General features: G+C 32.7%; 11 protein-coding genes, 20 tRNA genes and 3 pseudogenes. 6 read left to right on the top strand and 28 right to left on the bottom strand.

Annotated elements, in window-relative coordinates:
- Positions 1–163 precede the first annotated feature (163 nt).
- Positions 164–1,447, bottom strand: coding sequence for an HD-GYP domain-containing protein (locus G9F72_RS22000; RefSeq protein WP_164958181.1), 1,284 nt, complete (start codon positions 1,445–1,447; stop codon positions 164–166).
- A gap of 359 nt (positions 1,448–1,806) precedes the next feature.
- Here G9F72_RS22000 and G9F72_RS22005 point away from each other — a divergent pair, with 359 nt between their 5' ends.
- Positions 1,807–3,114 carry a UDP-glucose dehydrogenase family protein gene (locus tag G9F72_RS22005; protein WP_164958180.1) on the top strand — a complete coding sequence of 436 codons (1,308 nt, stop codon included), beginning with the start codon at positions 1,807–1,809 and terminating at the stop codon, positions 3,112–3,114.
- A gap of 166 nt (positions 3,115–3,280) precedes the next feature.
- Here the strand turns inward: G9F72_RS22005 and G9F72_RS22010 are convergent, their stop codons facing one another.
- The 5 genes from G9F72_RS22010 to G9F72_RS22035 form a co-directional block, all read right to left on the bottom strand.
- On the bottom strand, positions 3,281–3,433 hold the full coding sequence (locus tag G9F72_RS22010) for a lmo0937 family membrane protein (protein WP_164958179.1): 153 nt from the start codon (positions 3,431–3,433) through the stop codon (positions 3,281–3,283).
- Between the two features lie 84 nt (positions 3,434–3,517).
- Complete coding sequence (locus G9F72_RS22015; RefSeq protein WP_164958178.1) at positions 3,518–3,988, bottom strand: spore coat protein; 471 nt, start codon at positions 3,986–3,988, stop codon at positions 3,518–3,520.
- A gap of 281 nt (positions 3,989–4,269) precedes the next feature.
- Positions 4,270–4,437 (bottom strand): DUF5670 family protein, encoded by a 168-nt coding sequence (locus tag G9F72_RS22025; RefSeq protein WP_164958177.1) that lies wholly within the window; start codon positions 4,435–4,437, stop codon positions 4,270–4,272.
- Positions 4,438–5,351: 914 nt separating this feature from the next.
- Positions 5,352–5,513 (bottom strand): rubredoxin, encoded by a 162-nt coding sequence (gene rd, locus G9F72_RS22030; protein ID WP_164958176.1) that lies wholly within the window; start codon positions 5,511–5,513, stop codon positions 5,352–5,354.
- A gap of 116 nt (positions 5,514–5,629) precedes the next feature.
- Positions 5,630–6,169 carry a ferritin-like domain-containing protein gene (locus G9F72_RS22035; protein WP_164958175.1) on the bottom strand — a complete coding sequence of 180 codons (540 nt, stop codon included), beginning with the start codon at positions 6,167–6,169 and terminating at the stop codon, positions 5,630–5,632.
- 110 nt (positions 6,170–6,279) lie between these two features.
- Between G9F72_RS22035 and G9F72_RS22040 the strand changes: the two are divergent.
- The 5 genes and pseudogenes from G9F72_RS22040 to G9F72_RS22060 all read left to right on the top strand — a co-directional run.
- Positions 6,280–6,402 (top strand): annotated as a pseudogene (locus tag G9F72_RS22040) (2-oxoacid ferredoxin oxidoreductase); the annotation flags it as partial.
- 305 nt (positions 6,403–6,707) lie between these two features.
- Positions 6,708–7,862 carry a hypothetical protein gene (locus G9F72_RS22045; RefSeq protein WP_202054869.1) on the top strand — a complete coding sequence of 385 codons (1,155 nt, stop codon included), beginning with the start codon at positions 6,708–6,710 and terminating at the stop codon, positions 7,860–7,862.
- 124 nt (positions 7,863–7,986) lie between these two features.
- Positions 7,987–8,147, top strand: a pseudogene (locus G9F72_RS22050) (divalent metal cation transporter); the annotation flags it as partial.
- Entirely contained in the window at positions 8,139–8,375 is a 237-nt protein-coding gene (locus G9F72_RS22055; protein ID WP_164958309.1) for a 5-formyltetrahydrofolate cyclo-ligase, read from the top strand. The pseudogene G9F72_RS22050 and the gene G9F72_RS22055, both read left to right, overlap by 9 nt.
- A gap of 899 nt (positions 8,376–9,274) precedes the next feature.
- Positions 9,275–9,454: pseudogene (locus G9F72_RS22060) on the top strand (tyrosine-type recombinase/integrase); the annotation flags it as partial.
- Between the two features lie 104 nt (positions 9,455–9,558).
- On the opposite strand, the gene G9F72_RS22065 reads toward G9F72_RS22060, so the two are convergent.
- The 22 genes from G9F72_RS22065 to G9F72_RS22170 form a co-directional block, all read right to left on the bottom strand.
- Positions 9,559–9,635: transfer RNA gene (locus G9F72_RS22065), tRNA-Arg, on the bottom strand.
- A 54-nt stretch (positions 9,636–9,689) separates the two neighbouring features.
- Positions 9,690–9,763: transfer RNA gene (locus tag G9F72_RS22070), tRNA-Gly, on the bottom strand.
- A gap of 5 nt (positions 9,764–9,768) precedes the next feature.
- Positions 9,769–9,843, bottom strand: a tRNA-Gly gene (locus tag G9F72_RS22075).
- A gap of 29 nt (positions 9,844–9,872) precedes the next feature.
- Positions 9,873–9,956, bottom strand: a tRNA-Leu gene (locus G9F72_RS22080).
- An 18-nt stretch (positions 9,957–9,974) separates the two neighbouring features.
- A tRNA-Lys gene (locus G9F72_RS22085) sits at positions 9,975–10,050 on the bottom strand.
- A gap of 4 nt (positions 10,051–10,054) precedes the next feature.
- Positions 10,055–10,129: transfer RNA gene (locus G9F72_RS22090), tRNA-Gln, on the bottom strand.
- Between the two features lie 9 nt (positions 10,130–10,138).
- Positions 10,139–10,214 (bottom strand) — tRNA-His (locus G9F72_RS22095).
- A gap of 4 nt (positions 10,215–10,218) precedes the next feature.
- Positions 10,219–10,295, bottom strand: a tRNA-Arg gene (locus tag G9F72_RS22100).
- Between the two features lie 29 nt (positions 10,296–10,324).
- Positions 10,325–10,398, bottom strand: a tRNA-Gly gene (locus G9F72_RS22105).
- A 61-nt stretch (positions 10,399–10,459) separates the two neighbouring features.
- A tRNA-Pro gene (locus G9F72_RS22110) sits at positions 10,460–10,535 on the bottom strand.
- Between the two features lie 15 nt (positions 10,536–10,550).
- Positions 10,551–10,626, bottom strand: a tRNA-Lys gene (locus G9F72_RS22115).
- Between the two features lie 5 nt (positions 10,627–10,631).
- Positions 10,632–10,708 (bottom strand) — tRNA-Arg (locus G9F72_RS22120).
- A 30-nt stretch (positions 10,709–10,738) separates the two neighbouring features.
- Positions 10,739–10,813, bottom strand: a tRNA-Gly gene (locus tag G9F72_RS22125).
- A gap of 52 nt (positions 10,814–10,865) precedes the next feature.
- Positions 10,866–10,949, bottom strand: a tRNA-Leu gene (locus G9F72_RS22130).
- Positions 10,950–10,967: 18 nt separating this feature from the next.
- A tRNA-Lys gene (locus G9F72_RS22135) sits at positions 10,968–11,043 on the bottom strand.
- Between the two features lie 4 nt (positions 11,044–11,047).
- Positions 11,048–11,122 (bottom strand) — tRNA-Gln (locus G9F72_RS22140).
- A 9-nt stretch (positions 11,123–11,131) separates the two neighbouring features.
- Positions 11,132–11,207: transfer RNA gene (locus tag G9F72_RS22145), tRNA-His, on the bottom strand.
- Between the two features lie 4 nt (positions 11,208–11,211).
- Positions 11,212–11,288, bottom strand: a tRNA-Arg gene (locus G9F72_RS22150).
- Between the two features lie 29 nt (positions 11,289–11,317).
- Positions 11,318–11,391, bottom strand: a tRNA-Gly gene (locus G9F72_RS22155).
- A 77-nt stretch (positions 11,392–11,468) separates the two neighbouring features.
- A tRNA-Pro gene (locus G9F72_RS22160) sits at positions 11,469–11,544 on the bottom strand.
- 263 nt (positions 11,545–11,807) lie between these two features.
- Entirely contained in the window at positions 11,808–12,278 is a 471-nt protein-coding gene (locus tag G9F72_RS22165; RefSeq protein ID WP_164958998.1) for a metallophosphoesterase, read from the bottom strand.
- Between the two features lie 34 nt (positions 12,279–12,312).
- Positions 12,313–12,909 (bottom strand): XTP/dITP diphosphatase, encoded by a 597-nt coding sequence (locus tag G9F72_RS22170; protein WP_164958999.1) that lies wholly within the window; start codon positions 12,907–12,909, stop codon positions 12,313–12,315.
- Positions 12,910–12,930 lie beyond the last annotated feature (21 nt).

Here is a 12,930-nt window from a genome sequence, read left to right on the forward strand (position 1 = left end):
TAAATTGTGCCCTTTGTCAAGTACACACTAGAACAGGATATCCACCTAGAATATAATTTCTAGGTGGATTTTTTAGTAAGGCATAGTATCCGTAGTTAAGTATTTATAATATTTTTTACATCAATTGATATGTGATTATTAATTAACTTTGGTGTAGCTAATTCTAAAAATCTTTACCTTTACTCACATCAACTATAGTTAAAAATCGCTTTTCATAAAAATCTAATGCTTTTGATTGTTTTACTTTTACCTGTGTATTTATATCATCATATTTGTCAAATAGCAACTCAACAATTCGTTTATCCAGTAGTTTTTCATCTGTTTGTCTTTTTAAAATCTTATAAATTTCATCTTTATCCATTCCTTTTCTATAAGGTCTATCTTCGGATATTGCTGTAAATATATCTGCAACAGTCATTATTCTAGAACCAGTTCCAATTTCCTCATTATTAAGATGAAATGGGTAACCACTTCCATCTAGTTTTTCATGATGATAGGCAGCCCACTCAGCTATTCGCTGCAATCCACCAATTGAATCTAAGGTATTGAATGTGTGATATGTATGGCATCTCATTATTGCACACTCATCCACAGTTAATTTGCCAGGCTTCTCAAGAATACTGTTTGGTATTACCAATTTACCTATATCATGAAAATTTCCTGCTATCATCATTGACTTTACATCTAACTCTGCAAGTCCAAATAATTCAGATAACCTTACTGCACATTCAGATACACCAGATGTATGAGTAGCAGTAAATCTCGACTTAAAATCTATTAAATCTCGATATAAATTCGATATTAATGATACATCTTCCATTCCTATTTGTATGTTTTTAAATTGCCCATTGTTTAGTAGAAGTGAATATAATCGCGGAGATGTTAAATCTAACCAAAATTCTTCTCTTTTGGATAAATCAACAAAGTAGGCTACTATCTTTTTATTGACAACTGTATCTGATAATCTTTTTATTATTTCTACTATATCCTTACTTTGATGTAGTATATATTTATTTTTATCTATTAATCTCTCCACATAATCAGATAACAAGACGATTTGAGAGGAAAATACTACTGTATTTTCTATGTCTTCTTCCCAATCATTCCAATTTTTATGATGATTTCTTACTATTTTTGAAATTTTTCTTAACCATGGTATTTGTTCTAATAATAATTCTCCCCTTATGGTATGAATATTTTCATTTATTTTTTGAAAATTATGAACAGCTATTTTATCTTCCACTGTTATTGCGCCAATATCATGTAATAATGCCGCTGTAAAAATGTTTTCAGTAATTTCAGGCTCCAAATTTGCGAACCTTGCTAATTCAAGCGCAATATATGCCGTTCTATGCTGATGCTGCGCAATCAAAGGATTTGCTAAATCTGTTACTTCTGATAAAGATAATAGCAAATTACCTAAGTTTACCAACAATTGTTTTTTCATGAATTCAGCCCCTTTTAAAATAGAAATTATAATAATTATATCAATACATTTTAAACCCTATACTTAATATATTCCACGCAAAATTTTTTTTCCCTTCTATAGTCAGCTTTAAAACCAAAATTCATGTGTTGCTTTCACAAAACTAAGAGTTAATTCATATAATATTTATATATAATTTTGAGTTTAATCCTTACTATTGAATAGTAAGAAAGATTTAAACTTAATATGTAACGTAGTTACTATATAGGCTCTAGATAATCACATAAGCATAAATTTTAGTTAACAAATGAATTTAATTAATAAACAAGTTAAGGTAATAGATGAAAAATGTGATACTAAGAAGAGGAGAATGTAATTTTATGAATATATGCGTTATTGGAGCTGGTTATGTAGGACTTATAACTGCATTATGCTTTGGTAAAAAAGATAATAAAGTGATTTGTGTAGAAAAAGATTTAAAAAAATTAAAAATGCTTAAAAATGGTATGCCAACTATCTTTGAAGAGGGATTAGATGAATTATTAAAAGAATCTTTAAATGTAAATAGTGTTGAGTTTACTGAGGATATACCACTAGGAATTAGGTCTTCGGATATAATTTTTATTGCAGTTGGAACTCCAACAAAGAAAAATTGGGATGTAGACATTCAGCAAGTAGACGAAGTAATAAGTTTAATTTGTCCATATATTGATAAATATAAAATAATAGTAACTAAAAGTACTGTGCCAGTAGGTACTCAGAAATATATAAAAAGCAAGTTCCTAGAAAATCATATACCAGAAGAATATTTTGATGTGGTCTCTAATCCAGAATTCTTAAGAGAAGGCAATGCTATAAACGACTTTTTTTATGGAGATAAAATAGTTTTAGGCTGTGAATCACAAAAAGCTGAGGACTTAATGAGAGAATTATATGAGCCATTTAAAATAAAAATGGTGTTTACGAGTCCTGAAACAGCAGAGCTAATTAAATATACCTCTAATGCTTTTTTGTCTGTTAAAATCTCCTTTATGAATGAAATAGCTAATCTTTGTAATAAAGTTGGAGCAGATATCGATGTGATAGCCTATGCTTTAGGTCTAGATAAGAGAATTTCACCGTTATTTTTAAAAGCAGGTATTGGTTATGGAGGAGCTTGCTTCCCAAAGGATACAAAAGCTTTAGTTAAAATATCTGAAAATAATCACTGTAACCTTAAAATTGTAAATACTGCTGTTGATGTAAATGAAAAACAGAGAGTCTTGCCAGTGAAAATATTAAGGGAACATTATAAAGATCTCCGTGGGAAAACTATATCAATATTAGGGCTAACATTTAAACCAAATACAGATGATATTAGAGAAGCACCATCACTATATATAATTGAAAAATTATTAAAGAATAAAGTTAATATAAAAGCATATGATCCAATGGTTACAAAGGAAATAAAAAATATATTTCCAAATATAATTTATTGTGATGACATGTATGAATGCTTAGTAGATTCAGATGCATTAATAATCTGCACAGAATGGAGCGAGTTTTACAATATCGATTTAAATAAGGTAATTGAATTGATGAAGGAATCCGTAATAATTGATGGAAGAAATATATTGGACATGAAGAATATTAAAGAAACTAATATTAAAGCGTATTACTCTATAGGAAAAGGGAACATTAAAAACTAATCTATATAAAATATAATCGCTAGTACTTTGAAATATAAAGTACTAGCGTTTTTCATTTACATGATTGCGCTTGAAAACTGCAAAGGAAATAGTAATGATTCCATTTTTTTAAGGATTAAATTACCAGCACAAAAGAGCATCACGCCCGATAGCTCTCTGTAGTTTCCTATGCTCTTCTTCGTCTTGAAATCATATCTACGATGAACGCTATTGCAGCAATTACAAGTAACCAGTGGATCATAAGTCCGCCTATACTAAATATAAGCCCTAACACCCAAAAGAATACTATTATTCCACCTATCCAACTTAAAATCCCCATATATACTAACCTCCTCAATTTATTAAATAAATCTTCATTTAATATTAGAATGGCCAAAAATGCTTATCCTTGTTAATGGAAAGTTTATTGAACGTTATACAATCCTTTACTTTCCATATATTTAAATATAGCTTCTCCGTGTTTCTGTTCTTCCTTTTGTATGTGATTGAGTACATCTCTAGCTCCAGTATCTCTAAATTCAAAAATCGTAGTATCATAACTACCTGAAACATATTTTTCTGTCATTAGTAAATCTGTACAAATATCCTTATCAGATAAATTAACTCCACTAACTTCAGTATTATTATTTACATTTTGCGTTGAATTTTGAGTTTGATTCTGTTGCTGATTCATTTCAGGTATATTACCACTTAATAATTGGTTAATACTGTCTAGGTGAGTTCTTTCTACTTGCCCATTAGCTTTACATATTTGTTTTAATTGATTATCTTTAGCTTGTTTCTCATAATTAGTGTACTTTTCTATACAGAGTTCTTCGTGACTTTTTTGATCTTCTAGTAACATTCTTTCCTTTTGAGTTAAAGTTATTTTCATAAATAACACCTTCCTTTATATGCATATGTTATGTAAATTTTATTAATTTATACAAAAGAACACATTAGAGCATTATATACGTTAAGTCCAGCGGGAAAAGGACCTTCTGGTGCAAGACGATAATTTACAGATACCAAACATCGTCAAAGTCATCAATATTTTTAGTGCTTTATTTTAGAAGTTTTAATCAAAAGTTTAATTTCGATACATTAGAAAAATTAATTTAATGGAGTTTTATTATCTTTAAAACTGAAAAAATAAGAGCCAGAATCGGCTCTTATTTATTTTGTAATATTTCTTTTTCTATTTTTTCCTAAAATCATGTCTACGATTAAAACTACTGCAGCTATCAAAAGTAGCCAATGAATCATAATGCCACCAACACTAAATATAAGTCCTAAGACCCAAAAACATATTACAATTCCGCCTATCCAACTTAAAAAACCCATCTAAAACACAACCTTTCTTATAAAGATTTAATTGATAACTGTAAAATTATGATGGCCAAAAATAAGTTTTTTTATTCGGATAGATTTTAATTATTACTTTAAGTTTTTAAAATACATTTATCTATAACATGTTATTCTTTGTAATACTTTATATCCTTTCTTTTGGGTTGTGTTATTTTCAATAAAAAAAGCCTTCGTCAATTCACGAAAGCCTTGATTATGGTGCGCCCAGCGGGAGTCGAACCCACGACCTTCAGATTCGAAAGAAATCATTTTTACTAAGTTTATATAACCTCCAAACCCTTATAAATAGCCATTTTACTTTTTAACTAAGTTTAGGTAATCCCTACTTATTTTAACCTATAAGGGGCAAAAAAAGGGGCAAAATAATTTATGACTCAACTAGCGCTTGTGACCTCCTGAACCCAATTCAATAAATATCTAGAAAACCGCAGGAAGGTACCTTTGCTTAAATAACTCTCAATTTTTAATCTAAGTTATCACATTACATTATATTATATTATCAGTATCCTTTAATTCCTTGGGGTCATCAATAACTAAATAAGATCATCAAAATAGTCTATAATTTAAATTCCAATCCTTTTTATATAATAACTAATGACACCATACTGTACTGAAAATAAAAAAAAGCCAAATTTATAAACTCCTTATTATTCCATACTTTTACATTGATTATTAAATTTATAATAGACTCAATTTAACAAGCTAATTCAATATGAATGAAGTTGTATTTTATATGCGTAATAAGACATCAGTACTAAAAAAATTTCAAGTATCTTCAACATTTACTATTTAAGCAACGATATCCTTTTGCAATTTCTTAGATATAGCTGCCATATTATTATATAAGGTGTTATTTTTCAATATTAATTTTTATTAGTAACATGAGTCCGTTATTGAACCTTTGCAAAATCTGATTTTGAAACTCCACATAATGGACAAACCCAATCGTCAGGGATATCGTCAAACTTAGTACCTGGTGCTATACCACCATCTGGATCACCTATCGCTGGATCATACTCGTAATTACATACTAAACAAACATACTTATCCATGAAAACATCTCCTCTTAATTTATTACCTAATGATCACATGGTGGCGGGGTAACCTTCTGGTGTGTAGCTACCCTCAAATCTAAATGCACAATGATTATTCTTATGCCTTCATTTTTTTATCTTGCCAACCTATGAATTAGATTTTCATTTATGGTTCGTATCCACTGTTGATTCAACTGATCACTATTCCCAACTCCCTGCATAAACTCAGATTGTAACGTTAATGCTGAATCTTCCTCTTCAATCTGTTCGTGTATCAATGATAAGCCCCCCTCAGATACAGGGATAGTATATAACCAACCTATTGTGCCATGATCATTGTCTGCCTTTGCCTGTTCTGCAATAGCATAAAGTTTTGTAGTAGTTACTATCTCCGTAGCGTAATATTCATCAAGTATTTCTTTAATATCTTTGAATTGATAATTTGTATAGGGCAATACATTTATCTCATAAGGAGCATTCTTAAAGTCTAAGTAACTTATAATGTGTTTATAATGGCTGTATTCTCCTTCAGCTTGTAGACCAAAAAATGATGCCCAGCCGTCCAAGTCTAAGTCAGAGAAATAAGCTTGTATGTTGCGATAAATAGTATGGTTATTAAATTCATGAGAAATTTGCTCATTTAATAGGTTTAATATTGTTTTAGTTAATAACATTTAATCACCTGCTTTCAATTTAATATATTCGATATAATAACATTAAGAACGATAATTTAGCCAAAATATTATTTACATAAATGGTTTTACAAAACCTTATTTATTTCCTCGAACATCTTAAACACATAATGGAGGAATCAATAAATTATAAGGAATATGCACTTGTGTATATTTTACAGCCATGTGTACGTTTTAATAAAATTAATACATTCCAATGGTATAACAAAAGAATATAGATTTAAATAAAATCAAAGGATTTATGCAGGATTTTGGTTAGAAAAAGAAATTTATAAATTAAACATTAAAAAACTGCAATTTAAATATAAATATACAAAGCGTAGTTTAGTTACAAGGTTACTTTGTGTATTGTTATTTGTTTATTTGCCACTTGCATGGGATTTCTCCCTTCAGCTAATTTAGTTTTGATGAATATAAATTCCAAAAAAGGTTAGGGTAATTCCTGTGTATATATAATGGCAACACCTTGGATATGCTGTTATGCAATTAATAATAATGTTTAACTTAGGGGGGTATCAACATGAAAAATATGATTATACCAAATTTTTGGAATATGCATTTAGCTCATAAAGAAAAGCTTTTATTAAACCAAAATTTTTTAAATGATGATGAATTATTAAAAATTGAAGCTAAAAAAACTAAAGAAATCCGTGTAAAGCTGGGGCTTCATGGTATTGTAGGTGATCTCCAGTTTGTTCTTATAAATACTGAACTCCACACACAAGAAGATGCTTTAAAGAATTTTTTAACATATACAGGCCATGATTTATACGCTGCGATGGAAAATGAGTATGAAAAAATATTCGTATTAAAGAATACCTCCACAAGCTCCGCAGACTTTTTAATAAAAGCTAGAAAAAAAGGTGAAAATCCTTATCTAGCCTTTAATATTCATCCCAGCACAAAGCATTTACCAAACACAAGGCTAGAAGCTTTCGTATTTAAATGTAGTGATGTTAAGAAATATTATGAAATTCAAAAATCTAGAGGAGTTAATTTTTTAACTGCTAACATAATTGAAACTGATAATTATTACTATATTCAAACTATACCGTCTAGTTTCACAGGATTTTCCTATGGATTAATAGAATGGAAAAATATAGAATGCAATTACTCAGATAAAGGATTTACTTCATTAAGCTTAGATTTTAAAAAACCTTCAGACAACTATATTAATAACATTAAGGCTCTTGACCATGCAGCTACAAGATTATTGGCAAAGGATAGAGATGCAGCAATACTCGAACTTATGGAGTTAACTAATTACAATTTTGATTTTGCAATATATGTGAAATCCATGAATTCTATTACATCAGTGGCAAGAGTTATAGATGGTCATTTTGCTATGGTATTCACCTCTGGAATTAAGCCTTATGTATCTAATGAAGAATCAGGCCCTACTGAAAAATTTGTGCATAATTATGGTTCAAGAGTGCATCATCTTGCTTTCCATACGGAACATATTGAATATACTTTTGAAATGCTAAAGGAAAATGGAATGGACTTTTTAATAGAATTAATAGGTTCTCCTGAGGAAGGTTTAAAGCAAACCTTTAGTTACCCATCAAAAAATACATTCTTAGTAAATGAATACATCTACAGATACAATGGGTTTGATGGATTTTTTACAAAAGAAAATGTAGCGGATTTAACTGGTGCAACTTCAAAGCAGTAATTCTTTTAGCTTTAATTTTTCATTAATACTAATAATTCTAATCTATTGAAAGCTTGTTGCAGCAATTTCAAATACAATCATGTATAAATCGTTACACCATTATTAGGGTCTTTATGAAGTGGCGCATTTTGGAATAGCATTGCTTGCATCAGGACTATCCTCCTATGCTGGCGGGACAAATAATTATGAGGGTATTTGTTAATTTGAGCATACCTGTAAATGTTAGAAGACTTATAACTGCCAGCCTTGGTTATAATTTCACCTGGAATTAATCCAATGAATGCTTCAAACCAACATAATTCCATAGAACTTGCCAATTTCGACAGACATGGAGGTAGAGTGGGCTATGGTGCAGGGTTTTATGATATATTCTTAAATAAGATGAATAGAAAAGTCGATAAAATTGCATTAAGAGTCAAAAGTAAAAGCCTTACAAACGTAGTGTTTGTAAGGCTTTACTGGTGCGCCCAGCGGGAGTCGAACCCACGACCTTCAGATTTATCGACACAATAGATATAATTCTTTAAAATCTTTTATAACTATAGATATTACTATATTCTTATTTTTACTTGCATATATTTTCACTTTAAATTATGTGTTATTTTACTCGTGTTGTGTTACGGTTGTGTTATTTATATTACTTTAAACCATAGTTATTCCAAACATCAATATTAATTCAAATTATACTGGTTTGTCAAAGAATATTCTAGTTCCCGATCTCCAAATTTCTCTTTATTTACCTGATTTAGTTCTATTACAGAATCTATGCATCAGTCTTGCATTCTGAGGAATAGTTGCACCGCCCTTCCAGTAGGGGTGTTTTTGCCTATCCCCTCCAAAAGGTACATTAGGCGGATGGAATACCCGTTTAAGGTATTTATTTTAACCTTTTTAAAACATCTGAAAGTTACACAATGTACTTGTGTAACTTTCACTTTCCTGATTTATCAATGCTTTACAAGAGTTTAAATGAAAATTGAAAAATGAATGTTCCTTATTAATACTAATATTTAAATTATGTAACATTCATGGTTTAAAATTATTAAATATTATTTTCAGTACGCTGGAATACTGGTACTGCCTCATATTAACATGCTAATATACCTTTTCGGGGGGATGGGCAAAAACACCCACGCCAGGATTTTTCCAATTTCCCGTTTGAACCTGTCAACATATGTTTTTGAGTAACCGTTGGCTTCCATGTAGAAAATGAGTTTGGGATAATTATCCCGTAGGTTTTGTAGATTCATTTGTATGCCCTCCTATTTTATTTGATAAGAAGAGTATGCACTATAAAAAAAAATCCAAACCTTTTTTTGATGGAATAACTGAAATATCAGCTTTTTATCAAAAAGGTATGGATTTTATTTAGGTTTGGATAACATTGTAAATCCAAACGTTTGGATTTCTGAAGGCATACCTATGCTACTCGCCTATTTGAGTTAAAAGAAGAACCCAAAACAGTACAGACTCTTTTAGGTCATAGTAATATTTCTATCACGTTAGACACCTATACTCATGTACTGGAAAGCATGAAGGTTAAGGCTGCTACAAAACTAAATGATTTATATAATTATATGGGGGCAAAATAGTCCTCATATTTTTTATAGAATTTTATAAGGGGCAAAAAAGAGGGCAAACCTAATTTTATGGCAAAAGTAAAAGCCTTACAAACTTAGTGTTTGTAAGGCTTTGATGGTGCGCCCAGCGGGAGTCGAACCCACGACCTTCAGATTCGAAGTCTGCAACTCTATCCAACTGAGCTATGGGCGCAAGAATAAAATTAATTTTTAAAAAGTCTTTAGTATAAATACTAAAGACTTAAAATGGAGCGGGTAGAGGGAATCGAACCCTCGTAATTAGCTTGGAAGGCTAACACTCTACCATTGAGTTATACCCGCGTATTTGGAGCGGAAGACGAGATTCGAACTCGCGACGTTCACCTTGGCAAGGTGACGCTCTACCACTGAGCCACTCCCGCATGTTTTTTCTAGTATGAATTTATAGTAATGGTGCAGGTGAAGGGACTTGAACCCCCACGCCGTAAAGCGCTAGATCCTAAGTCTAGTGCGTCTGCCATTCCGCCACACCTGCTTATTATTATTACTATTTTGGTGGCTTACCGGGGAATCGAACCCCGGACACCATGATTAAAAGTCATGTGCTCTACCAACTGAGCTAGTAAACCATATTGGCTGGGAGGGCAGGATTTGAACCTACGAATGCCACAGTCAAAGTGTGGTGCCTTACCGCTTGGCGACGTCCCAACAAATAAATGGGGTGAACGATGGGGCTCGAACCCACGACAACCAGAATCACAATCTGGCGCTCTACCAACTGAACTACGTCCACCATATGGTGTGTCTTAAGGGATTCGAACCCCCGGCCCACGCCTTAGAAGGGCGTTGCTCTATCCAACTGAGCTAAAAACACACATATAATTATATATGCCTAAGCATATTTGGAGCGGGTAGAGGGAATCGAACCCTCGTAATTAGCTTGGAAGGCTAACACTCTACCATTGAGTTATACCCGCATATTATTGTTTAATACTTGACCATTAAGTTATAGCCGAATATTATTGTTTAATTGTTTAATGGTCGGGGTGACAGGGATTGAACCTGCGACCTCATGGTCCCAAACCACGCGCGCTCCCAGCTGCGCTACACCCCGGCATTATTTGAAAAATGGTGCGACACCAGGGAATCGAACCCTGGACACCCTGATTAAGAGTCAGGTGCTCTACCAACTGAGCTAGTGACGCATATTTGGTGTGTCTTAAGGGATTCGAACCCCCGGCCCACGCCTTAGAAGGGCGTTGCTCTATCCAACTGAGCTAAAAACACACGTATAATTATTATATGACTAAGCATATATGGAGCGGGAGACGAGATTCGAACTCGCGACGTTCACCTTGGCAAGGTGACGCTCTACCACTGAGCCACCCCCGCATATTTTTGCTTTATGATAAATAATTAATAGCCATTTACTTATAAATAGTAATGGTGCAGGTGAAGGGACTTGAACCCCCATGCCGTAAAGCGCTAGATCCTAAGTCTAGTGCGTCTGCCATTCCGCCACACCTGCTTATTATTATTACTATTTTGGTGGCTTACCGGGGAATCGAACCCCGGACACCATGATTAAAAGTCATGTGCTCTACCAACTGAGCTAGTAAACCATATTGGCTGGGAGGGCAGGATTTGAACCTACGAATGCCACAGTCAAAGTGTGGTGCCTTACCGCTTGGCGACGTCCCAACAAATAAATGGGGTGAACGATGGGGCTCGAACCCACGACAACCAGAATCACAATCTGGCGCTCTACCAACTGAACTACGTCCACCATATGGTGTGTCTTAAGGGATTTGAACCCCCGGCCCACGCCTTAGAAGGGCGTTGCTCTATCCAACTGAGCTAAAGACACTTGTATAATTTAATATGCCTAAGCATATTTGGAGCGGGTAGAGGGAATCGAACCCTCGTAATTAGCTTGGAAGGCTAACACTCTACCATTGAGTTATACCCGCATATTATTGTTTAATTGTTTAATACTTTACCATTAAATTATAGCCGAATATTATTGTTTAATTGTTTAATTGTTTAATGGTCGGGGTGACAGGGATTGAACCTGCGACCTCATGGTCCCAAACCACGCGCGCTCCCAGCTGCGCTACACCCCGATATACATTAATATACTATAAAACCGTTAAATGTGCTAAATTCACTCATTCATCATAAGGTTTCAAATTTAATGTTTTTTTATGACGACATGGATTATTTTACACCATATACACTAATACGTCAATACTTTTTTAAACTTTTCCTCTTGAATATTTGAATAAATTTCACCAAAGTATTTTCTTTATGTATTAACACCTATTTAAACGCTATTAAAAAACTGTAATTTTTAAAGTGTAGATTAAAAAAACTATTTGCAAAAAAACTAAAATCTTATTAAATTAGGTTGTATGGATTCTCCCAAAATGTCTATAATAGCAAAGCTTGGAGCTCCATCTCTAGGCTCCGAGGCACTGCCAGGATTTATATACCATACTCCTTCTTCAAAATCTATTTTTCCAATATGAGTGTGCCCATATAAAACTATGTCAGCGCCTGTTTCTGTAGCCTTATAGCTTAATTTTAGCAAACTCTCTTTGACATTATATCTATGTCCATGAGTTAAGAAAATCCTTTTGCCGCAAATATCTTCCACCCTATCATAAGGCGTACTTGTAGAAAAATCACAATTTCCTTTCACATTAATTATTCTTCCCTTATAATACTTCTCTATAGTTAATATGTCATCTACATTATCGCCTAAGTGAATCATCACGTCCAATTCCTTTATTTTCCCTGCTAGCTGCTCTATACAGCTAGCATTTCTATGTGTATCACTTATAACACCTATACGCATTTAAAATCACCCTCTTCATTAGTATTATTCTCCCCTATATTAATTTTTCAAGTTCACTTTTTAATTTATTTAGTGCTCTTCCCCTATGGCTAATAGAATTTTTCTCCCCAGTACTCATCTGCGCAAAAGTTTTGTTGAATTCTTTAACAAAAAATAGTGGGTCATATCCAAAGCCTTCTTCCCCTCTAAATTCAGCTGTAATTATTCCCTCTACCTCCCCTTGCACCTTTATTATTTCATCTTCATTCACTATAAGCACCATTGCGCAAATGAATTTAGCTTTCCTTTGAGCCTCGCTTTCACCCTCTAAAAGATATAATAATTTTTCGTTATTTGCTTTAGTATTTCCATGAGCACCCGCAAACCTAGCTGAAAAAACCCCTGGATCACCATTTAATGATTCCACTGATAAACCTGAGTCATCCGCAAGCACCATTTCTCTATTTGCTATTTTATAAATTTCAGTAGCCTTTATTTCTGCATTATCCATGAAAGTACTTCCAGTTTCCTCAACTTCAATATTAAGATTGGCTTCTTTTAGCGACAAGACTTCAAATGGAAATTGTGATAGCATTTCCTTTATCTCTTTAATTTTATGATCATTATTACTAGCAACTATTAATTTCTTCATTTTTATCCTCCTTTTTCTTCT

This window comes from Clostridium estertheticum (assembly GCF_011065935.2).
Classification (GTDB): domain Bacteria; phylum Bacillota; class Clostridia; order Clostridiales; family Clostridiaceae; genus Clostridium_AD; species Clostridium_AD estertheticum_A.